Source organism: Streptomyces sp. NPDC051738 (assembly GCF_044453205.1).
GTDB lineage: Bacteria > Actinomycetota > Actinomycetes > Streptomycetales > Streptomycetaceae > Streptomyces.
Genome location: NZ_JBITCM010000017.1, coordinates 89,711 through 110,101, shown reverse-complemented (window position 1 = coordinate 110,101; position 20,391 = coordinate 89,711). Strand labels below are relative to the sequence as shown.

General features: G+C 72.5%; 17 protein-coding genes, 1 pseudogene and 1 riboswitch. Of the genes and pseudogenes, 8 read left to right on the top strand and 10 right to left on the bottom strand.

All coding sequences use genetic code 11. The annotated features are described in order from the left end of the window. Positions 1 to 4 precede the first annotated feature (4 nt). Both ACIA8X_RS33745 and ACIA8X_RS33740 read left to right on the top strand, forming a co-directional pair. Positions 5 to 169, top strand: a pseudogene (locus ACIA8X_RS33745) (acyl-CoA dehydrogenase family protein); the annotation flags it as partial. Further along, on the top strand, positions 166 to 1,230 hold the full coding sequence (locus tag ACIA8X_RS33740) for an enoyl-CoA hydratase/isomerase family protein (protein WP_399459892.1): 1,065 nt from the start codon (positions 166 to 168) through the stop codon (positions 1,228 to 1,230). The pseudogene ACIA8X_RS33745 and the gene ACIA8X_RS33740, both read left to right, overlap by 4 nt. Before the next feature lie 31 nt (positions 1,231 to 1,261). Here ACIA8X_RS33740 and ACIA8X_RS33735 read toward each other — a convergent pair whose 3' ends face one another. From ACIA8X_RS33735 to aceA, 5 genes are all read right to left on the bottom strand, one after another. Then, positions 1,262 to 2,617 carry an MATE family efflux transporter gene (locus tag ACIA8X_RS33735; RefSeq protein ID WP_399459891.1) on the bottom strand — a complete coding sequence of 452 codons (1,356 nt, stop codon included), beginning with the start codon at positions 2,615 to 2,617 and terminating at the stop codon, positions 1,262 to 1,264. Positions 2,618 to 2,694: 77 nt separating this feature from the next. Further along, on the bottom strand, positions 2,695 to 5,022 hold the full coding sequence (gene metE / locus ACIA8X_RS33730) for a 5-methyltetrahydropteroyltriglutamate--homocysteine S-methyltransferase (RefSeq protein WP_399459890.1): 2,328 nt from the start codon (positions 5,020 to 5,022) through the stop codon (positions 2,695 to 2,697). Between the two features lie 154 nt (positions 5,023 to 5,176). Next, a riboswitch (cobalamin riboswitch) is annotated at positions 5,177 to 5,401 on the bottom strand. Continuing rightward, positions 5,395 to 6,267, bottom strand: a complete 873-nt coding sequence (locus ACIA8X_RS33725) for a 3-hydroxybutyryl-CoA dehydrogenase (protein ID WP_393456730.1) — start codon at positions 6,265 to 6,267, stop codon at positions 5,395 to 5,397. (Overlaps the previous riboswitch by 7 nt.) Continuing rightward, positions 6,264 to 7,862, bottom strand: a complete 1,599-nt coding sequence (gene aceB, locus ACIA8X_RS33720) for a malate synthase A (protein ID WP_399459889.1) — start codon at positions 7,860 to 7,862, stop codon at positions 6,264 to 6,266. Before aceB ends, ACIA8X_RS33725 begins: the two co-directional genes overlap by 4 nt. A 98-nt stretch (positions 7,863 to 7,960) precedes the next feature. Next, positions 7,961 to 9,244 (bottom strand): isocitrate lyase, encoded by a 1,284-nt coding sequence (gene aceA, locus ACIA8X_RS33715; RefSeq protein WP_393456736.1) that lies wholly within the window; start codon positions 9,242 to 9,244, stop codon positions 7,961 to 7,963. A 402-nt stretch (positions 9,245 to 9,646) separates the two neighbouring features. On the opposite strand from aceA, the gene ACIA8X_RS33710 reads away from it, so the two are divergent. Continuing rightward, complete coding sequence (locus ACIA8X_RS33710) at positions 9,647 to 11,053, top strand: short-chain fatty acyl-CoA regulator family protein (RefSeq protein ID WP_393456739.1); 1,407 nt, start codon at positions 9,647 to 9,649, stop codon at positions 11,051 to 11,053. Positions 11,054 to 11,077: 24 nt separating this feature from the next. Here ACIA8X_RS33710 and ACIA8X_RS33705 read toward each other — a convergent pair whose 3' ends face one another. Continuing rightward, positions 11,078 to 11,215 (bottom strand): hypothetical protein, encoded by a 138-nt coding sequence (locus ACIA8X_RS33705; RefSeq protein WP_393456742.1) that lies wholly within the window; start codon positions 11,213 to 11,215, stop codon positions 11,078 to 11,080. Positions 11,216 to 11,388: 173 nt separating this feature from the next. Further along, positions 11,389 to 12,450 (bottom strand): tRNA (adenosine(37)-N6)-threonylcarbamoyltransferase complex transferase subunit TsaD, encoded by a 1,062-nt coding sequence (tsaD, locus tag ACIA8X_RS33700; RefSeq protein ID WP_393456745.1) that lies wholly within the window; start codon positions 12,448 to 12,450, stop codon positions 11,389 to 11,391. Positions 12,451 to 12,606: 156 nt separating this feature from the next. Between tsaD and cbiE the strand changes: the two genes are divergently transcribed. Genes cbiE through ACIA8X_RS33685 form a run of 3 tightly spaced genes read left to right on the top strand, consistent with a single transcriptional unit; the run spans position 12,607 to position 15,023 of the window. Continuing rightward, positions 12,607 to 13,926, top strand: coding sequence for a precorrin-6y C5,15-methyltransferase (decarboxylating) subunit CbiE (gene cbiE, locus ACIA8X_RS33695; protein WP_399459888.1), 1,320 nt, complete (start codon positions 12,607 to 12,609; stop codon positions 13,924 to 13,926). Continuing rightward, a complete protein-coding gene (cobM, locus tag ACIA8X_RS33690) occupies positions 13,923 to 14,672 on the top strand; it encodes a precorrin-4 C(11)-methyltransferase (RefSeq protein ID WP_393456751.1) in 750 nt (249 codons plus the stop codon). The genes cbiE and cobM overlap by 4 nt, the downstream gene beginning before the upstream one ends. 15 nt (positions 14,673 to 14,687) lie before the next feature. Next, positions 14,688 to 15,023, top strand: a complete 336-nt coding sequence (locus tag ACIA8X_RS33685; protein WP_393456754.1) for a glyoxalase superfamily protein — start codon at positions 14,688 to 14,690, stop codon at positions 15,021 to 15,023. A gap of 13 nt (positions 15,024 to 15,036) precedes the next feature. On the opposite strand, the gene ACIA8X_RS33680 is transcribed toward ACIA8X_RS33685, so the two are convergent. Further along, a complete protein-coding gene (locus tag ACIA8X_RS33680; RefSeq protein WP_399459887.1) occupies positions 15,037 to 16,155 on the bottom strand; it encodes a cobalt-precorrin-5B (C(1))-methyltransferase in 1,119 nt (372 codons plus the stop codon). Positions 16,156 to 16,173: 18 nt separating this feature from the next. Between ACIA8X_RS33680 and ACIA8X_RS33675 the strand changes: the two genes are divergently transcribed. Next, positions 16,174 to 16,929, top strand: a complete 756-nt coding sequence (locus ACIA8X_RS33675; protein WP_399459886.1) for a cobalt-precorrin-6A reductase — start codon at positions 16,174 to 16,176, stop codon at positions 16,927 to 16,929. Between the two features lie 35 nt (positions 16,930 to 16,964). After that, a complete protein-coding gene (locus ACIA8X_RS33670) occupies positions 16,965 to 18,179 on the top strand; it encodes a HoxN/HupN/NixA family nickel/cobalt transporter (RefSeq protein WP_399459935.1) in 1,215 nt (404 codons plus the stop codon). 14 nt (positions 18,180 to 18,193) lie between these two features. Here the strand turns inward: ACIA8X_RS33670 and ACIA8X_RS33665 are convergent, their stop codons facing one another. Both ACIA8X_RS33665 and ACIA8X_RS33660 read right to left on the bottom strand, forming a co-directional pair. After that, entirely contained in the window at positions 18,194 to 19,702 is a 1,509-nt protein-coding gene (locus tag ACIA8X_RS33665) for a precorrin-2 C(20)-methyltransferase (protein ID WP_393456763.1), read from the bottom strand. Further along, on the bottom strand, positions 19,699 to 20,379 hold the full coding sequence (locus ACIA8X_RS33660; RefSeq protein ID WP_393456977.1) for a precorrin-8X methylmutase: 681 nt from the start codon (positions 20,377 to 20,379) through the stop codon (positions 19,699 to 19,701). Before ACIA8X_RS33660 ends, ACIA8X_RS33665 begins: the two co-directional genes overlap by 4 nt. Positions 20,380 to 20,391: the final 12 nt, after the last annotated feature.

The window sequence follows — 20,391 nt, the reverse complement described above, 5'->3', positions numbered from 1 at the left end:
GACGGTGGCCGACCGTGCCCTCCGACTCCACGGGGGGGGCTACTGCTGTCTCAGCGCGTACGGCATTGAGAGGATCGTCCGTGACCTGTGCGTTCACCAGATCCTGGAAGGAACCGACGAGATGATGCGCGTCATCGTGGCCCGCGGCCTGACGGAGGCACTCGGATGACCGACGTCCTGTTGGCCACGGAGGGCCGGGCCGCCCACATCACCCTGGACCGGCCCAGGGCGATCAACGCCCTCACCCACGCGATGGTGCGCCGCATCGACGAGGCGCTCACCGCGTGGGAGCACGACCCGGCCGTCGAGACCGTCGTCATCAGGGGCGCGGGGGAACGCGGCCTGTGCGCGGGCGGCGACATCCGGGCCATCCACGACGACGCGCGCGACGGGGACGGCACGGCCTCCGCCGCGTTCTGGCGCGACGAGTACCACCTCAACGCCCGTATCGCCCGCTACCCCAAGCCGTACGTCGCCCTCATGGACGGCATCGTCATGGGCGGCGGCGTCGGTGTCTCCGCGCACGGCAGTGTCCGGATCGTCACCGAGCGGTCGAGGGTCGCCATGCCCGAGACCGGCATCGGCTTCGTCCCGGACGTCGGTGGCACCTACCTGCTCGCCCTGGCCCCGGGCGAACTCGGCACCCACCTCGCCCTGACGGGTGCGCAGATCGGCGCCGGGGACGCCCTGCTGTGCGGGCTCGCCGACCACCACATGCCGTCCATCGCGCTGCGGTACTTCGTCGACGACCTCGCCGAACTGCCCGTACGAGAAGCCCTGGACCGTCATGTGCGGCCCGCCCCGGAGGGGGAGTTGGCCGGACGGCGGGAGTGGATCGACTCCTGCTTCGCCGCCGACACGGTCGAGGAGATCGTCGGGCGGCTGCTCGCCCAAGGCGACCCGGACGCCAAGGAGACCGCCGAGACCCTCCTGGCCAAGTCGCCCACCGCCCTCAAGGTCACCCTGGCCGCCCTGCGCCGCGCCCGTCGGCTCGGCCCGCTGGAGCGGGTCCTCGACCAGGAGTACCGCGTCTCCTGCGCGGCCCTGACCGCGCCCGACCTGGTCGAGGGCATCCGCGCCCAGGTCATCGACAAGGACCGCAACCCGCGCTGGTCACCGGCCACCCTCGCCGAGGTCACCGGCGCCGACGTGGAGCGCTTCTTCACGCCGCTCGGCGAGCGCGAACTCGGGCTCGCCGGACCCGACGGCACCGAGGAGTCGGCCGGGTGAGCAGAGTGCGGCGCAGCGCCGACCGGGCCTCTCAGGTGACCACCGGCGCCTGGTCGCGGTTCTCGGTGAAGGTGCTGTGCCGGTGGAAGGAGTACGCCTTGCCGACCGCCTGGAGGAAGTTGGCGACGGCGAGAGCCGTCCACAGGGCGGCAAGGCCCCCGGCCGTGGCGACCGGGGCGGCGACAGCGGCCAGGACTCCGTAGCAGACGAAGGTCGACACGAAACTCGGCACGGTGCGTTTGAGGCCGATCAGTCCGAAGCCGACGACCGCCTGCAGCGCGTCGGTGACGACCACGGCCAGCACCAGGGGCAGCAGGTCCGTGATCTGCGGCCGTACCTCGGCATCCCCGGTGAACAGCGGAACGATCCACGGACCGAGGGCGATCATCACTGATGCGATGAACCCCACGACGGCCAGTGCCAGCCAGGTCCCTGCCCGAACGCTGCGGCGGATACGCGCGCTGTCGTGCTTCTCCGCGTACTCGGAGACCAGCGGGATGGTGGCCTGGCCGACCGCCACCGCAGCCGTGAAGATGAGGTTGACAAGCGAGATTCCGACGCTGTGCACCGCGGCGTCCGCCGTCCCGATCCGGGCCGCGGCGAAGGTCAGTACGCCCAGGACGGCGAACTTGACGAGTACCGTGCCGGCGAGCGGAATCCCCACGGAGCCCAACTGCCAGACCTGTCTCACATCCGGCCTGCCCGGATACAGGGAGCGGCCGGCCAGCACGGTGGAGCGACGGAGGGCCACCTGGTTGACGGAGGCGCTGATCACGCTGGACGCGAGCATGGCGACGCCCGCCCCCGTCAGGCCGTAACTCGGCAGTGGGCCGGGACCACCCACGAGGAGCACGGACAGCGCGGTGGATGCGGCGGTGCCGAGCAACCCGGCCCGCATCACCAGCTTGGAGTCGCCCAGCGCGACCAGGACGGACGTGGCCGACGAGCCGACCGCGATGGCGAGCACACTGCCGGCCAGCAGCAAGGGAAAGGTCCCCAGCTGGTCGAGAGCGGTGCGGGGAACCCCGGTCGCCCGGCCGATCAGAGGAACGGACGCGACCGCCGCCGCGGCGAGGGCACCGACGGTGATCGCGAGCCACGTCCCGCTGTGCACCACGGGCAGGAGACGGTCGGGATCCTCCCTGCGCGGCGTGACGAACGGCATCACACCGCGCAGCGCGCCCGCCACCGTGGCGGTGGCCGGGCTGAACACCGCCATGCTCACGGCGAAGGCGGCGAGCACGGCGGTGGAGTGGTTGCCCAGCAGAGCGGTGTCGACCAGCGCGCCGGCCGAGGCGGCGATCATCGTCAGGTACAGCGGGAGCGCTGCCGCCGCTATCCCGATCCACGTACTGCGTCCGGCCGGTCCCGTTCCCCTGCTGATCACACGTTCGATCATCACACCGCGGGAACCCGCAGTTCGGCGGAAGCGGAGAACCGCCGCGGAACCGACCGGTCACGGCGTCAGGACGCGGAGCGCCCCGCGACCTCCTCGCGCACCGTGCGGGCAGCGGCGACCAGGTGCTCCAGCGAGGCGCGGGTCTCCGGCCAGCCGCGGGTCTTCAGACCGCAGTCGGGGTTGACCCACAGCCGTTCGGCGGGGATGGCCTTCAGCCCGGTGCGCAGGAGTTCCGCCGCCTCCCGCGTGCTCGGCACCCGCGGCGAGTGGATGTCGTAGACACCCGGCCCCGCCTCACGCGGGTAGCCGTGCGCGGCCAGCTCCCGGGCGACCTGCATGTGCGAGCGGGCGGCCTCCAGGCTGATGACGTCGGCGTCGAGGTCGTCGATGGCCTGGACGATGTCGCCGAACTCGGCGTAGCACATGTGGGTGTGGATCTGGGTGTCCGGCCGCACTCCGCTCGTGCTGAGCCGGAACGCCTCCGTCGCCCACGCCAGATAGGCGCCGCGGTCGGCGGCACGCAGCGGGAGCGTCTCGCGCAGCGCGGGCTCGTCGACCTGGATGACCGAGGTCCCGGCCGCCTCAAGGTCGTTCACCTCGTCGCGCAGGGCCAGGGCGACCTGGCGGGCCGTCTCGCCGAGCGGCTGGTCGTCGCGGACGAAGGACCAGGCCAGCATGGTGACCGGTCCGGTGAGCATGCCCTTGACCGGGCGGGAGGTGAGGGACTGGGCGTACGACGTCCAGCGCACCGTCATCGGATCGGGACGGGAGATGTCGCCGGCCAGGATCGGCGGGCGGACGTAGCGGGTGCCGTAGGACTGCACCCAGCCGTGCTGGGTGGCGAGGTAGCCGGTGAGCCGCTCGGCGAAGTACTGGACCATGTCGTTGCGTTCGGGCTCGCCGTGCACCAGGACGTCGATGCCGGTCGTCTCCTGGAAGGAGACGACCTCCTGGATCTCCGCCTTGATCCGCTCCTCGTAGCCGGCGGTGTCGATGCGGCCCGCGCGGAGGTCGGCGCGTGCGGTGCGCAGTTCGCCGGTCTGCGGGAAGGAGCCGATGGTCGTGGTCGGCAGCAACGGCAGGCCGAGGTGGGCGCGTTGGGCGGCGGCCCGTTCGACGTACGGCTGGGAGCGGCGGGCGTCCGCGTCCGCGACGGCCGCCGCACGGGACCGGACGGCCGGGTCGTGCGTGATCGGGGAACCGGCGCGGGAGGCCAGGTCGGCGCGGTTGGCGGCGAGTTCGGCGGTGATGGTGTCGGTGCCCTGGGCGAGGCCCCGGGCGAGGGTGACGATCTCGGCGGTCTTCTGCTTCGCGAAGGCCAGCCAGCGCAGGATCTGCGGTGCGATGTTGCGCTCCGCCGCCGCGTCCAGCGGCACGTGCAGCAGCGAGCAGGAGGCCGACACGTCGACCCGGTCGGCGAGGCCCAGCAGGGTGCCCAGGGTGGCGAGGGACTTCGACAGGTCGTTGACCCAGACGTTGCGGCCGTTGACGACACCGGCGACCAGGCGCTTGCCGGGCAGCCCTCCCACGGCGGCGAGCGCGTCCAGGTTGGCGGCGGCGGCCTGAGTGAAGTCCAGCGCGAGCCCCTCGACCGGCGCCTTGGCCAGCACCGGCAGGGCGTCGCCGAGCCGGTCGAAGTACGAGGCGACCAGCAGCTTCGGCCGGTCGGTGAGGGCGCCGAGGTCGCGGTAGGCCCGCTCGGCGGCGTTCAGTTCGGCCGGGGTGCGGTCCTGGACCAGGGCGGGCTCGTCCAGCTGGACCCACTCGGCGCCGGCCGCGCGCAGGTCGGCGAGGACCTCGGCGTACACCGGCAGCAGCCGGTCCAGGAGGGTGAGCGGCTCGAAGTCCGCGGCGACCCCGGGCGCGGACTTGGCGAGCAGGAGGTAGGTGACCGGTCCGACCAGGACGGGCCGCGCGGTCAGGCCCAGCGCCAGGACCTCCTTCAGCTCGGCGACCTGCTTCGTCGAGTCGGCCGTGAAGACCGTGTCCGGGCCCAACTCCGGGACGAGATAGTGGTAGTTCGTGTCGAACCACTTGGTCATTTCCAGCGGCGCGATGTCCTGCGTGCCGCGCGCCATGGCGAAGTAGCCGTCCAGGGCGTCGGCCTCGACGGCGGCGCGGTGCCGGGCGGGGACGGCGCCGACCATGACGGTGGTGTCCAGGACCTGGTCGTAGTACGAGAAGTCGCCGGTCGGCACCTCGTGGATGCCGGCCTCGACGAGCTGCCGCCAGTTCGATGCGCGCAGGTCGGCGGCGGTGGAGCGGAGGGCGTCGGCGTCGACCCGGCCCTTCCAGTAGCCCTCGATCGCCTTCTTCAGCTCCCGGTTCGGGCCCTGACGGGGGTAGCCGTACACGGTGGCGCGTGCTGCCGCGGCTGCGGACTTGGTGGTCACGGAGATCTCCTTCGCGAGATGAATCCCTGAGATCCCGGGGACGGGACGAGAGCGCGAAGGGGCGACGGACCGGACGGCAGCGGCCGTATGGCCGTCCGTTCGGTCGTGTACGCCGACCCGCCCTCGAGGTCACCGGGATGTCCGCGCACGAGTGGTTCGCGCGCGGGCAGTTGGCAGGTCTTCGGACTCGCGGGCACGCCCTCCTGACCGGAGGACACCTACTGGCCGTCGCTTCCCGGGCCCTGTACGTCGGGCCCAGTGCGTATGACGGCGGTCGTTCCCGCTCACCGCTGCGGGGCAGTCCCGGATTCCCACCGGGTTCCCTCTTGCGACGCATCCCGCCTGGAGGACGGGGCGAACCAGCTGCACGGATCAGCCTACCCGGCCGTACACATGGAACCCCCGGCCGCTCTTACGGCCCAGCAGCCCCGCCTCCACCATCCGCTGGAGCAGCGGGGGAGGAGCGTAGAGGGGTTCCTTGAACTCGTCGTAGAGCGACTCGGCGATCGAGGCGACGGTGTCGAGACCGATCAGATCCGCGAGCTTCAGCGGGCCCATGGGGTGGGCGCAGCCCAGTTCCATGCCGGTGTCGATGTCGGCGGCGATGGCGAAGCCGGACTCCGCCATCCGGATCGCGGACAGCAGGTAGGGGACGAGCAGCGCGTTGACGACGAAGCCCGCCCGGTCCTGGGAACGGATCACGGTTCTGCCGAGCGTGCGGGCGGCGAAGCCCTCGACCGTGGCGATCGTCGCGGCCGAGGTGTGCAGGGAGGTCACGACCTCCACCAGCGGCAGGACGGGCACCGGGTTGAAGAAGTGCAGGCCCACGACCCGGTCCGCGCGGCCGGTCGCCCTGCCGAGCCGCATGACCGGCAGGGAGGAGGTGTTGGTGGCCAGCACGGCCGCCGGATCCTCGACGATCTTGTCGAGCGCCGTGAACACCTCGATCTTGGCGTCCGGGTTCTCCACGACGGCCTCGACGACGAGCTGCCGGTCGGCCAGATCCTCCAGGTTGCCGGTGAACACCGTCCGCGCGAGCGCGTCCCGCGCGGCGACCTGCTCCAGCTTGCCCCGCCGCACCGCGCGGTCGAGCGACGCCGTCACCCGTTCCCGGGCGGCGCGGGCCGCGACCGCGTCCACCTCGCACACCACGGTGTCGAGCCCGGCCAGCGCGCACACCTCGGCGATCCCGGCCCCCATCTGCCCGCCGCCGACCACACCGACGCGCCCGACGCCCCCGCTCATGCTCCGGCCTCCGTCCGCCGCACGAGGTGACGGCTGTAGGCGTCCGGCGTGAAGAACTCCGGCAACTCGCCTGCCAGCGCGGTCCGTTCGAACAGCGCGCGGATCTCGTCGACCGGCGCCCACGGGTACTCGGCGCCGAGCGCCACGACCTCGTCGTCGAGCAGCCGCAGTACGGTCGCGCGGTCGATCACCCGATGCCGCAGCCACTGCCAGATCTGCACCCGGGCGATCTCGGCGGTGGCCGCGTCCTCCATCAGCCCATACAGCGCGACCGCGCCCTGGCCGCGCAGCCAGGCCGCGAAGTACCGCAGGGCGACCGCGATGTTGACGCGCACGCCCTCCGGAGTGGGCGGCCCACTGATCCGGCGCACCGACAGCAGGTCGGCGGCGCCGACCTCCACGTCGTCGCGCGTACGGTCGATCTGGTGCGGCCGTGCGCCGAGGACACCGTCGAACACGTCACGGCAGACGGACACCAGGCCCGGGTGGGCAACCCACGACCCGTCGAAGCCGTCCTCCGCCTCCCGCTCCTTGTCCAGGCGCACCTTGGCGAGCGCCGCCTCGTTCGCGGCCGTGTCCCTGCCGGGCACGTGGGCGGCCATGCCGCCGATGGCGTGGGCGCCCCGCTTGTGGCAGGTGCGCACGAGGAGCTCGGTGTACGCCCGCATGAACGGGGCGGTCATGGTGACCTTCGCCCGGTCCGGCAGCAGGAAGTCCGTCCGATGACCGAAGGTCTTGATCAGGCTGAACAGGTAGTCCCAGCGGCCCGCGTTGAGACCGGAACCGTGCTCGCGCAGCTCGTGGAGGATCTCCTCCATCTCGAAGGCCGCGGTGATCGTCTCGATGAGAACGGTGGCGCGGACCGTGCCGCGCGGGATGCCGAGGAGTTCCTGCGCGAGGACGAAGATGTCGTTCCACAGGCGGGCCTCGTAGCGGTTCTCCAGCTTGGGCAGATAGAAGTACGGGCCGTGGCCGGCGTCGATCTGGCGCTGGGCGCAGTGGAAGAAGAACAGCCCGAAGTCCACGAGAGCCGCGGGCACCGGCCGCCCGTCGAACTCCAGGTGCTCCTCGTCAACGTGCCACCCGCGGGGCCGGACGACGATGGTGGCGAGCCGGTCACGGTCCCCGAGGCGGTACTCCTTGCCCTCGGGGCTGGTGAAGTCGATCCGGCGCTCGATGGCGTCGAGCAGGTTGAGCTGACCGGAGACGATGTTGTCCCAGGTGGGCGAGGTGGCGTCCTCGAAGTCCGCCAGCCACACCTGGGCGCCCGAGTTGAGGGCGTTGACGGTCATACGGCGCTCGGGCGGGCCGGTGATCTCCACCCGCCGGTCGGCGAGACCCGGCGCGGGCGGCGCCACCCGCCACGTCGGATCGGCGCGCACGGCCGAGGTGACCATGGGGAAGTCGAGCGGCGCCCCACTGGCCAGCCGCAGGGCCTGCCGACGACGCTCCTTCAACAGTTCCCGCCGACGCTCCCCGAAGGCGGCGGCCAGCCGGCCGACGAAGTCGAGAGCGGCGGGCGTGAGAATCTCGTCGTGCCGGTGCCCGGCAGCGGCGAGGACGCGGACACGGTGAGCAAGTGCGGTGGTAGACATCGGCCTCTCCCGACTGGAAACGTTCAGGGCATCGCCCCTAAAGGGGCGCGGGGAACTGCGCGACCAGCCCCCACGCACCCGCAGACGACGAACCGGACCTAGTGGAACTGCTCTTCCTCGGTGGACCCGGAGAGCGCGGTGGTAGAAGAGGCAGGATTGACAGCGGTCGACACCAGGTCGAAGTACCCGGTACCGACCTCCCGCTGATGCCTGACGGCAGTGAACCCGTGCTGCTGCGCCGCGAACTCCCGCTCCTGCAGATCGACATACGCGGTCATCCCGTGCTCGGCATAACCACGCGCAAGGTCGAACATCCCGTGGTTCAGGGAGTGGAACCCGGCCAGCGTGATGAACTGGAACCGATACCCCATCGCCCCCAACTCCCGCTGGAACTTGGCGATCTGGTCGTCGTCCAGCGCGGCCTTCCAGTTGAAGGACGGCGAGCAGTTGTACGCCAGCATCTGGTCCGGGTGCTCGGCGTGGATCGCCTCGGCGAACTCCCGCGCCTGCGCGAGATCCGGCGTACCGGTCTCGACCCAGATGAGGTCGGCGTAGGGGGCGTACGCGAGGCCACGGGCGATCACCGGCGCCATCCCGTTGCGCACCCGGTAGAAGCCCTCCGCGGTCCGCTCCCCGGTCACGAACTCGGCGTCGCGCTCGTCGACATCACTGGTGACGAGGTTGGCGGCGAGGGCGTCCGTACGCGCGATGACCAGCGTCGGCACATCGGCGATGTCGGCCGCGAGCCGGGCCGCGTTCAGGGTGCGGATGTGCTGGGCGGTCGGCACCAGGACCTTGCCGCCGAGGTGACCGCACTTCTTCTCCGAGGCGAGCTGGTCCTCGTAGTGGATGCCGGCGGCCCCCGCCGCGATCATCGCCTTGGTCAGCTCGAAGGCGTTCAGCGGGCCGCCGAACCCGGCCTCGGCGTCGGCGACGATCGGCGCGAGCCAGTCCGTGGTGTCGCCCGCGCCCTCGGCGGTGGCGATCTGGTCGGCGCGCAGGAGGGCGTTGTTGATCCGACGGACCACCTGGGGCACCGAGTTGGCCGGGTACAGGCTCTGGTCGGGGTAGGTGTGCCCGGCCTGGTTGGCGTCGGCTGCGACCTGCCAGCCGGACAGGTAGATCGCCTGAAGGCCCGCCTTGACCTGCTGGACGGCCTGGCCGCCGGTGAGCGCGCCGAGCGCGTGGATGTAGTCCCGCTCGTGCAGTTGGCGCCACAGCCGCTCGGCGCCGCGCCGGGCCAGGGTGTGCTCCTCACGGACGCTGCCGGAGAGCCGCACGACGTCCTCGGCGGTGTAGGTGCGCTCGATGCCCTGCCAGCGCGGGTCGGTGGCCCAGCGCCGCGCGAGCTCCTCGGCCGCCTGCGTCCTCGCCTCTGCCATGAGTGTCACCGTCTCCCTCGGTTGTGCGGTCTGCCAATCCTCACGCTGTCGCCGCGAGAGGTGGCACTGTGTGTCTTCGCCTGGAGTGCGGCCCGCCCCACCTGCCGTTGGGCGGAGCTGAGCAATGCTGGCCCGGTGGCGCGGCGTTGCTGCCGGGATCTCCGACGTCAGGGCGTGAATCGTGCCCGGTGCGGTGCCTGGCCGCCGGAGGTTCGGCGGGCCGCACTGAGACTCTGGCAGTGGCACTCAGTGCCATCAAGGGTGGATGAGTGCCAACTTCTGCGAATCTTCGCGCCCTCTTTTGCCAAGGTTGCGAAGGGTCGCGGCGCCCTCGGTTCGCGTACGCTGGCGACCGTCCCGGGCGATGACCGGATGCCCGGGCCGGCGTCGTTGAGGAGAGCGGTGAGCAAGACCTACGCGGGCGCGCGGCTGCGGCGGCTGCGCGAGGAGCGCCGGATGAGCCAGGCGGAGCTGGCCCGCGTCCTCGGGATCTCGCCCAGCTATCTGAACCAGATGGAGCACGACTCCCGCCCGCTCACCGTCCCGGTCCTGCTGAGGCTGACCGAGGCCTTCGGCGTCGACCCCGGCTTCTTCTCCGAGCGCGACACGACCCGGCTGCTGGCGGACCTGCGCGAGGCGCTCGCCGGCGAGATCACCGAAGCGCGGGTGTCCCCGTCCGACCTCGCCGAGCTCGCCTCCCGGATGCCCGAGGTCGCCCAGGTCCTGCTGGACCTCGGCCGTCGCAACCAGCGGTTGTCCGAGCGGCTCGCCGGGGCCGCGGACGGCCGCGACGGCGATCGGGGTGCCGCGTCCTCACCCCATGAGGAGATCCGGGACTTCTTCTACCGCCGCCAGAACTACCTGCACGACACCGACCTCGCCGCCGAACGGCTCGCCGAGGACATCGGCATCCGACCCGGCGAGGTCGTCCAGGCCCTGACGGCCAGACTCGCCGACGCCCACGGCGTCCGCCTGGCCGTCGCGACCGGCGACCATCTGCACCACTACGACGAAGCCGCGCGCACCCTCCACCTGTCCGCCCGGCTCCGCCCCGGACAGCGGGCGTTCCGGATGGCCCTCCAACTAGCCCTGCTCGAATACGGCGCCGAACTCGACCGCCAGGCCGGCGAGGACTTCCCGCCCGGTTCCCCCACGCACGCCCTGGCCCGCATCGGCATCGCCAACTACTTCGCGGCCGCGCTGATCCTGCCGTACACCGCCTTCCACGCGGCGGCCGAGGAGGTGCGCTACGACATCGAACGCCTCGCCGACCGCTACAGCCTCGGCCACGAGACCGTCTGCCACCGGCTGAGCACCCTGCAGCGGCCCCGGCTGCGCGGTGTGCCCTTCTCCTTCGTCCGGGTGGACCGGGCCGGGAACATGTCCAAGCGGCAGTCGGCCACCGGGTTCCACTTCTCCCGGGCGGGCGGCACCTGCCCGCTGTGGAACGTCTACGAGGCGTTCGCCGCGCCCGGCCGGATCCATGTCCAGATCGCCGAAATGCCGGACGGGCAACGGTACTTGTGGACGGCCCGCGCCCTCACCCGGCACCGCGGCGGCTGGGGCGAGCCCGGCAAGACCTTCGCCATCGGCCTCGGCTGCGAGATCCGCCACGCCCATCGCCTCGTCTACTCCGACGGCCTCGACCTCGCCAACGCCTCCGCGGCCACGCCGATCGGCATGGGCTGCCGCGTCTGCGAACGCCTCGACTGTCCCCAGCGCGCGGTGCCGCCCCTGGACCGCCCCCTGCGGATCGACCAGAACAGCAGCACCTTCGTGCCGTATCCGGTGGCGGATCCGGCGCGGTGACGGGCCTTGCGCGCCCCGAGCCGGTCAGCCGCCGCCCACTCGCCGTGCCTCCCCCTCGGCGACCGGCACCCCCGCCACCACCCCGTGCAGGACGTACGCCAGCACCTCCGCCCCGCGCACCACGCGCGGCCCCGGCCGGTTGAAGCACGCCGGCCCGTCCACCACCCACACCTCGCCCGCCCGCCCGCACCGCGGGAAGGTCCCGCCAACCAGGCAGACCCGTGAGGGCCCCCTCCCACTCGCGCAAGGTGCGCTGCGGGGCGAAGCCGCACGGCAGGAGAAGGACGACGTGGTCCGGGCGAGGAGTTCGGCGTTCCTGAAGATCTGGATGTCCATCAGGCCACACCCACCAGGGCCGCCCCCGGTCGCAGCGCGGCGTACTCCAGGGGTGCCGACGGGTCGATCGACACATCCAGGGGCGCCGGTTCGGCCCCGGCCCGGACCAGGAGGTCGCCGACCGCGGCGATCATCGCGCCGTTGTCCGTGCACAGCCTGAGCGGCGGTACGCGCAGCTCGATCCCGGCGGCCCGGCACCGCTCCTCGGCCAGCGACCGCACCCGCGAGTTCGCGGCCACTCCGCCGACCACGACCAGCGTGCCGACCCCGTGCTCGGCACACGCGGCCACCGCCTTGCGGGTCAGGACGTCCGCGATCGCCTCCTGGAGCGAGGCGGCACCGTCGGCCACCGGCAGCTCCCGCCCCGCGTGCCCCTCGGCCCAGCGGGCGGCGGCGGTCTTGAGCCCCGAGAAGGAGAAGGCGTGCGGGTCGTCACGCGGACCGGTCAGCGGGCGCGGGAAGGAGACAGCGCGCGGATCCCCCACGCGCGCTGCCCGGTCGATGGCCGGACCGCCGGGATACGGCAGCCCGAAGACCCGCGCGACCTTGTCGAAGCACTCCCCGGCGGCGTCGTCGAGGGTGTCCCCGAGATGGACGATCGGATCGAGGACCAGATCGCGCACGAGGAGGAGCGAGGTGTGGCCGCCGGAGACGATCAGCACCATGCAGGGGTTCGGCAGCGGCCCGTGCTCCAGGGTGTCGGCGGCGACGTGACCGGCGAGGTGGTGGACGCCGTACAGCGGGACACCGAGCGCGTACGCGATGCCCTTCGCCCCCGCCAGCCCCACCTGGAGCGCACCCGACAGACCCGGCCCGGTGGTGACGGCGACCGCGCCGATGTCGGACAGCCGCAGCCCGGCCTCGTCCAGCGCCCGCCGGACCACCGGGCGCAGGGCTTGCAGGTGTGCCCGGGAAGCGATCTCGGGTACGACGCCGCCGAAGCGGGCGTGCTCGTCCATGCTCGACGCCAGCGCATGCCCCAGCAGCCGCCCGTCCCGGACCAGCCCCGCGCCGGTCTCGTCACAGGACGACTCGATGCCCAGCACGATCCGAGAGCCCATGCCCACCTCTTCCTGCTTACTTCATGTTATTGCGATCAGTGTGCAATAAAGGTGGGTGGATGTGTACCCGAGCAAGGGTGTGCTGGTCGTCGCCCAGTAGAGTGCGCCCCTGGCGCCCCTCCCGGGCGTTGCCCCCGACACCCGAGGTACCGAGCAGTGACCGCCGCACGTCCCGCACCGACCACCACCGCCGTGACCGTCGTCGGGATCGGGGCCGACGGCTGGGCGGGCCTGACCGACACCTCTCGTGCCGCGCTCCGTGAGGCCGAGGTCCTCGTCGGCGGCCCGCGTCAGCTGGATCTCCTGCCCCCGCAGTGCACCGGAGAGCGGATCGCCTGGCCCTCACCCCTGCGCCCCGCGGTCCCCGCCCTGCTCGCGACACACGCCGGCCGCCGGATCGCCGTACTGGCCAGCGGGGACCCGATGTTCTACGGCATCGGACGCGCCCTCATCGAGGAAATCGAGGGAGCCGAGGGAGTCGCAGGAGCCGAGGGGGCCGAGGGAGCCGCGGGAGCGAACACCCTGCGCGTCCTGCCCCACCCCTCCTCCGTCTCCTACGCCGCCGCCCGCCTCGGCTGGCCGCTGGAGGACGTAGAGGTCGTCACGCTCGTCGGCCGCCCCGCCGCCCGGCTCGCCGCCGCCCTGCACGACGGCCGGCGGCTCCTCGTCCTCAGCGCGGGCGCCGGCACGCCCGGCGAGGTCGCCGCGCTGCTGCGGGACCGCGGCTTCGGGCCGAGCCGGATGCGGGTGCTGGAACAACTCGGCGGCGCGGAGGAACGTACGACCGCCGAGACCACCGCCGACGACTGGCCGGACTCCCAGCCGCCCGGCGATCCCCTCAACATCGTCGCCGTCGCATGCCGGCGCGCCCCGGACGCCCCACGCCTCGGCGCCGTGCCCGGCCTCCCGGACGAGGCGTACGAGCACGACGGGCAGCTCACCAAGCGGCACATTCGCGCCGCCACGCTCGGTGCGCTCGCGCCCGCCCCCGGCGAACTGCTCTGGGACGTCGGCGGCGGGTCGGGTTCGATCGCCATCGAGTGGATGCGCACCCACCCGTCGTGCCGCGCGGTCACCGTCGAGCGCGACCCGGTGCGCGCCGAGCGCATCACCCGTAACGCCGACCGGCTCGGCGTGCCCGGCCTGCGGGTCGTCACGGGCGCCGCGCCCGCCGTCCTGGCCGAACTCCCGCAGCCCGACGCCGTGTTCGTCGGTGGCGGGCTCACCGCGCCCGGCCTCCTCGACGCCTGCTGGGAGGCGCTGCCGATCGGTGGACGGCTCGTGGCCAATACGGTGACGCTGGAGTCCGAGGCGCTGCTCGCGGACGCCCACCGGCGTCACGGCGGTGAGCTGGTGCGGCTCGCGGTCGCGCACGCCGTGCCCGTGGGCGGCTTCACCGGGTGGCGGCAGGCGATGCCGGTCACCCAGTGGGCCGTACGGAAAACCCTCGACACCCCTTCGGGAGCAGACAGATGACCGTGTACTTCATCGGCGCCGGCCCCGGTGCCGCCGACCTGATCACGGTGCGCGGCGCCCGCAGGCTCGCCGCCTGCCAGGTCTGCCTGTACGCGGGCAGTCTGGTTCCGCGCGAGCTGCTGGCCGAGTGTCCGCCGGACGCCCGCCTGGTGGACACCGCGAACCTCAACCTGGACGAGATCACCGCCGAGTTGGTGCGCGCCCACGAGGAGGGGCACGACGTGGCGCGGCTGCACTCCGGGGACCCGTCCGTGTTCAGCGCGGTCGCCGAGCAGATGCGCAGGCTGGACGCGGCCGGGGTGCCGTACGAGGTGGTCCCGGGTGTCCCGGCCTTCGCCGCCGCGGCCGCTTCCCTGAAGCGGGAGCTGACCGTGCCGACCGTCGGCCAGACCGTCATCCTCACCCGAATCGCCCAGCAGGCCACCGCCATGCCCGAGGGCGAGGACCTGGCCACCCTCGGGCGCAGCGGTGCGCTGATCGTGCTGCACCTGGCCGCCAAGTACGTGGACCGCGTGGTCGGCGAACTCCTCCCGCACTACGGTGCCGACTGCCCCGCCGCGGTCGTCGCCTACGCCTCCCGCCCGGACGAGCTGATCATCCGTGGCACCCTCGACGAGATCGCCGGGAAGACGAAGGAGGCCGGTGTGCTGCGCACGGCCGTGATCATGGTGGGGCGCACGCTCGGGGCGGAGCAGTTCCGGGACAGCCACCTGTACTCGACGGAACGCGAGCGGCACGCCTGCTGACGGGAGGCTCGGGTCATGGAGGAAGAGGTCATCCCCATCCTGCGGGTGCGGGACGCCGCGCTCGCGGTCCGGTGGTACGCGCGCCTGGGCTTCACCCAGCAGTGGGAGCACCGCTTCGAGCCCGGGTTCCCCGTCTTCACCGAGGTGGCCCGCGGGCGGATCCGGCTGTTCCTCTCGGAGCACGAGGGGGACGCCCGGCCGGACACCCTGGTGTACCTGCGCGTCGCCGACCTCGACGCCGTCGCCACGGAGTTCGGGGTCCCGGTCGATGACGTCCCCTGGGGGCGTGAACTGGAGCTGCGGGACCCCGACGGCAACCGCCTTCGCGTGGGCGCGGTCGGCAGCGAGTGAACGGCACCTGCCGTCAGGTCACCGCGCTGCGCCCCACCACCGTCCCCGCCCGGTCGATGCAGATCACGTCGACCGCGACCGGCGCCCCGCGCAGCACGGCCCGTGCCTCGTCGCGGGCGGTCGTGGCGACCAGGTCGCCGAGCGGCACCCCGGCGGCCATGCACAACTGGAGCGCGGCCAGCCCGGTGTTGGCCTCGGCCACCTCCGCGGCCAGCGCCTCGCTCGCGCCGCCGCGCCGGGCGAGGTCGGCGAGGAAGCCCTTGTCGACCTGGGAGCGGGCGGAGTGCAGGTCGAGGTGGCCGGCGGCGAGCTTGGAGAGCTTGGCGAAGCCGCCGCAGATCGTCAGGCGGTCGACGGGGTGGCGGCGGATGTACTTCAGTACCGCCCCCGCGAAGTCACCCATGTCGAGCAGGGCGTCCTCGGGCAGGCCGTACTCGGCGACGACCGTCTTCTCCGACGTGGACCCCGTGCACCCGGCGACATGCGTACGCCCCGCCGCCCGGGCCACGTCCACGCCCCGCCGGATGGAGTCGATCCACGCCGAGCAGGAGTACGGCACCACGATTCCGGTCGTGCCGAGGATGGACAGGCCGCCCAGGATGCCGAGCCGCGGGTTCCAGGTGGAGCGGGCGATCTCCTCGCCGTGGTCGACGGACACCGTGATCTCGACGTCGCCGGTGCCGCCGTGCCGGGCGGCGACCTCGGCGACGTGGTCGCGCATCATCCGGCGGGGTACGGGGTTCACGGCCGGTTCGCCGACGGGCAGGGGCAGGCCGGGGCGGGTGACGGTGCCGACCCCGGGCCCCGCCTTGAAGACCACCCCGGCCCCGGCGGGCAGCCGCCGCACCGTGGCCCGGATCAGCGCGCCGTGCGTGACGTCCGGATCGTCGCCCGCGTCCTTCACGACGCCGACCATCGCGTATCCGTCGCCCAGTTCCTCGGCCGCCAGCGCGAACGACGGTGTCTGCCCCTTCGGCAGCGTGATCGTCACCGGGTCGGGGAACTCGCCGGTCAGCAGCGCCGTGTACGCGGCCGTCGTGGCCGCCGTCGCACAGGCGCCGGTGGTCCACCCGTGCCGCAGGCCGGTGTGCTCCAGCTGGGCCCTGCGGCCACCCTTGACTTCGCTGCTCATGAACGGACCTGGACTTTCATGCACGTGCTGATACTCGGCGGGACCACGGAAGCCCGCCGCCTCGCCGAACTGCTCCACCGGACCCCGGGCCTGACCCTGACCAGCTCCCTCGCCGGGCGCGTGGCCAGCCCCCGGCTGCCTCCGGGCGAGGTCCGGATCGGCGGTTTCGGCGGTGTGGAGGGGCTGACCGCGTGGCTCGGCGAGCACCGGGTGGACGCGCTCATCGACGCCACCCATCCTTTCGCCGGGACGATCAGTTTCCACGCGGCGCTTGCCGCCGCCACCGCCCATGTTCCCCTGCTCGCGCTGCGGCGCCCCGGCTGGGTCCCGGTAGCCGGTGACGACTGGCGCGAGGCCGGCTCCCTGGAGGAGGCCGCGCGAGCGCTGCCCGCCCTCGGCCGACGGGTGTTCCTCACCACCGGACGCATGGGTCTGGCCGCCTTCGCCGACCTGGACGACCTGTGGTTCCTCGTACGGTCCGTGGACGCGCCGGAAGCGCCGCACCCGGCCCGCATGGAGGTGCTGCTCGACCGGGGCCCCTTCACCCTCGACGGGGAACGCGAACTGCTGCGCCGCCACCGCGTCGACGTCCTGGTGACCAAGGACAGCGGGGGAGCGGCCACCGCGCCGAAGCTGACGGCCGCCCGGGAGGCGGGGCTGCCCGTGGTCGTGGTGCGCAGACCGCCGGTCCCCGAGGGTGTGCGGGTCGTGGCCGAACCGGAGCAGGCGCTGCGATGGCTGGTCGCCCGCACGTCTTTCCCGGCCGCTGGCTGAAACCTGACCCGAGCTTTGCCGCCCTCTAGTTTTACCTGCAACCCCTTTGCAGCAACCTCAAGGGCGTGGCTGAAAAGAACACAACAACGAGATGGCACCGCGTCCGCGCCTCGATGACCCGCAAGGAATGGACGAGCCTTGGCGGGATGGCCGCGTTCATCCTGGCCCTGCACGTCATCGGCTGGTTCACGCTGGTCGCCGTCGTGGCCCCGCACCACTACAGCCTGGGTGAGAAGTCGTCCGGTATCGGCATCGGCGTCACCGCGTACACGCTGGGCATGCGGCACGCCTTCGACGCCGACCACATCGCCGCCATCGACAACACCACCCGCAAGCTGATGAGCGAGGGGCAGCGGCCGCTGTCGGTCGGCTTCTGGTTCTCCCTCGGCCACTCGACCATCGTCTTCGTCCTCGCCTTCCTGCTCTCCCTGGGCGTGAAGGCTCTGGCGGGTCCGGTCGCGAACGACGACTCCGGACTGCACGACATCACCGGCTGGATCGGCACCACCGTCTCCGGGGTCTTCCTCTACCTCATCGCGATCATCAACCTGGTGATCATGGTCGGCATCTGGAAGGTCTTCCGGCAGATGCGCTCGGGCCACTTCGACGAGGCCGCCCTGGAAGAACAGCTCAACAACCGAGGCTTCATGAACCGGCTCCTCGGCCGCCTCATGAAGTCGATCACCAAGCCCTGGCAGATGTACCCGCTGGGCATGCTGTTCGGCCTCGGCTTCGACACGGCGACCGAGGTCTCCCTGCTCGTCCTCGCCGGTTCGGGCGCCGCCTCCGGCCTGCCCTGGTACGCGATCCTGTGCCTGCCGATCCTGTTCGCGGCGGGCATGTCCCTGCTCGACACGATCGACGGCTCGTTCATGAACTTCGCCTACGGCTGGGCGTTCTCCAAGCCGGTCCGCAAGGTCTACTACAACCTCACCATCACCGGCCTGTCCGTCGCCGTCGCCCTCATCATCGGCACGGTCGAGATCCTCGGCCTGATCGCCGAACAGGCGGACCTGCACGGCCCGTTCTGGGAGTGGGTGTCCGGTCTCGACCTCAACATCATCGGCTACGTCATCGTCGGCCTGTTCTTCGCCACCTGGGCCGTGGCCCTGGTGGTGTGGAAGGTCGGCCGCATCGAGGAGAAGTGGACGGCGGGCCTGGCGCAGGCCACTGAGGCCCCGGCCCCGGCCCCGACCGCGACCGCGGCCGCGGCCGCGGCCTCGGCCTCGGCCTCGGCCGAGGAGAGCTGACCCGCGCCGCCGCCTCACGCCTCCGGATACCGGCGAGGGGTCCAGACGATCTCCTCGCCGTCCCCGCGCCGCACCGCCCGCGTCTGCGAGGACCCGACCAGCAGGATCGTGCGCATGTCGACCTCGGCCGGATCCAGGTCGGCCAGCCGTACGATCCGCACCCGCTCCCCGGAGCCGCCCACGTCCCGCGCGACCACGACCGGCGTGTCCGGCGACCGGTGCTCCAGCAGCAACTCCCGGGCCTTGCCCACCTGCCAGGTGCGGCTGCGGGAACCGGGGTTGTAGAGGGCCAGCACCAGGTCGGCCGAGGCGGCCGCGCGCAGCCGTTCGGCGATGACCTCCCACGGCTTGAGCCGGTCGGAGAGCGAGAGGGTGGCGTAGTCGTGCCCGAGCGGGGCGCCCGCGCGGGCCGCCGCCGCGTTGGCCGCGGTCACACCGGGCAGCACCCGCACCGGGATGTCCGCGTACTCCTTCTGCGAGGCGACCTCCAGGACGGCCGTCGCCATGGCGAAGACGCCCGGGTCGCCGCCGGAGACGACCGCGACCCGCCGCCCCCGCCGGGCCAGATCGAGCGCGAACTCGGCACGCTCCGACTCGACCCGGTTGTCCGAACCGTGCCGGTCCTGACCGGGACGCGACGGCACCCGGTCCAGGTAGGTGGTGTAGCCGACGAGGTCGTCGGCGGCGGCGAGCGCACCGCGCGTCTCGGGCGTCAGCCACAACGGACCGGCGGGCCCGGTGCCGACCACGACGACCTCGCCCCGCTCCCGGGCCTCGGGCCGCTCGGCGTCGACCTGGCTGGGCAGCACGGCCACCGAGAAGTACGGCACCGACTCCGGGTCCACGTCCGCCAGTTCGCCGACCCGCTCCCCGGCCATGGTGGCCCGCTCGACGTACCGCGCCTCGCCCAGCCGCCCCGCACTCTCGAACGCGCCGCGCACCTTGGTGAAGGTCCGCCCCAGCTTCATCACCACGGCCACGTCCGTCGCGGCGAGCCGTGCGGTCAGCTCCTCCTCGGGCAGCGTGCCCGGCAGGATGGTCAGCACCTCCTCGCCCTCGACGAGCGGGGTGCCCAGGCGGGCCGCGGCGGCGGACACGGACGTGACACCGGGGATGACCTCGGTGTCGTAGCGGTCCGCGAGCCGCTTGTGCATGTGCATGTACGAGCCGTAGAAGAGCGGATCGCCCTCGGCGAGGACCGCGACCGTGCGCCCGGCGTCGAGGTGCGCGGCGAGCCGGGCCGACGCCTCGGCGTAGAACTCCTCGATGGCGCCCTTGTAGCCGCCGGGATGGTCGGTGGTCTCCGTCGTGACCGGGTAGACCAGCCGCTCCTCGATGTGGTCGGCGCGGATGTGCTGCGCCGCGATCGAGCGGGCGATGGACCGGCCGTGCCGGGCGCTGTGGTACGCGACGACGTCCGCCTCGGCGATGACCTCGACGGCCCGTACGGTCATCAGGGACGGGTCACCGGGGCCGAGCCCGACCCCGTACAGCCGTCCCGCGGTCGACTCCTTGCCGCTCATTCTTCCTCGCTCGCGATCGCGTTGAGCGCGGCGGCGGCGAGGGCACTGCCCCCGCGCCGGCCGCGCACGACCAGGTGGTCCAGGCCGGACGGATGGGCGGCCAGGGCGTCCTTGGACTCGGCGGCACCGATGAAGCCGACCGGCACACCGATGACGGCGGCGGGCCGCGGAGCCCCCTCCTCGATCATCTCCAGCAGCCGGAACAGGGCGGTGGGCGCGTTGCCGACGGCCACGACCGAGCCTTCAAGACGGTCCCGCCACAGTTCCAGGGCGGCGGCGCTACGGGTGGTGCCGAGCTTCGCCGCCAGCTCCGGGACGGACGGGTCGGAGAGGGTGCACAGCACGTCGTTGTCGGCGGGGAGCCGCTTGCGGGTCACACCGCTGGCCACCATCTGGACGTCGGTGAAGATCGGCGCGCCGGCCCGCAGCGCCTCGCGGGCGCGGGCCACCACGGCCGGCGTGTAGTCCAGGTCCCGCACCAGGTCGACCATCCCGCAGGCATGAATCATCCGGACCGCGACCTGGCTGACGTCGGCGGGCAGGGACGCGAGGTCCGCCTCCGCCCGGATGGTGGCGAAGGACTGGCGGTAGATGGCCGCGCCGTCCTTCTCGTAGTCGTACGTGGTCACGGTGTTCGTCTCACTGCTCTCGGTGTCGATACGGCTCGTGCGGCTCATGCGGGTGATGCG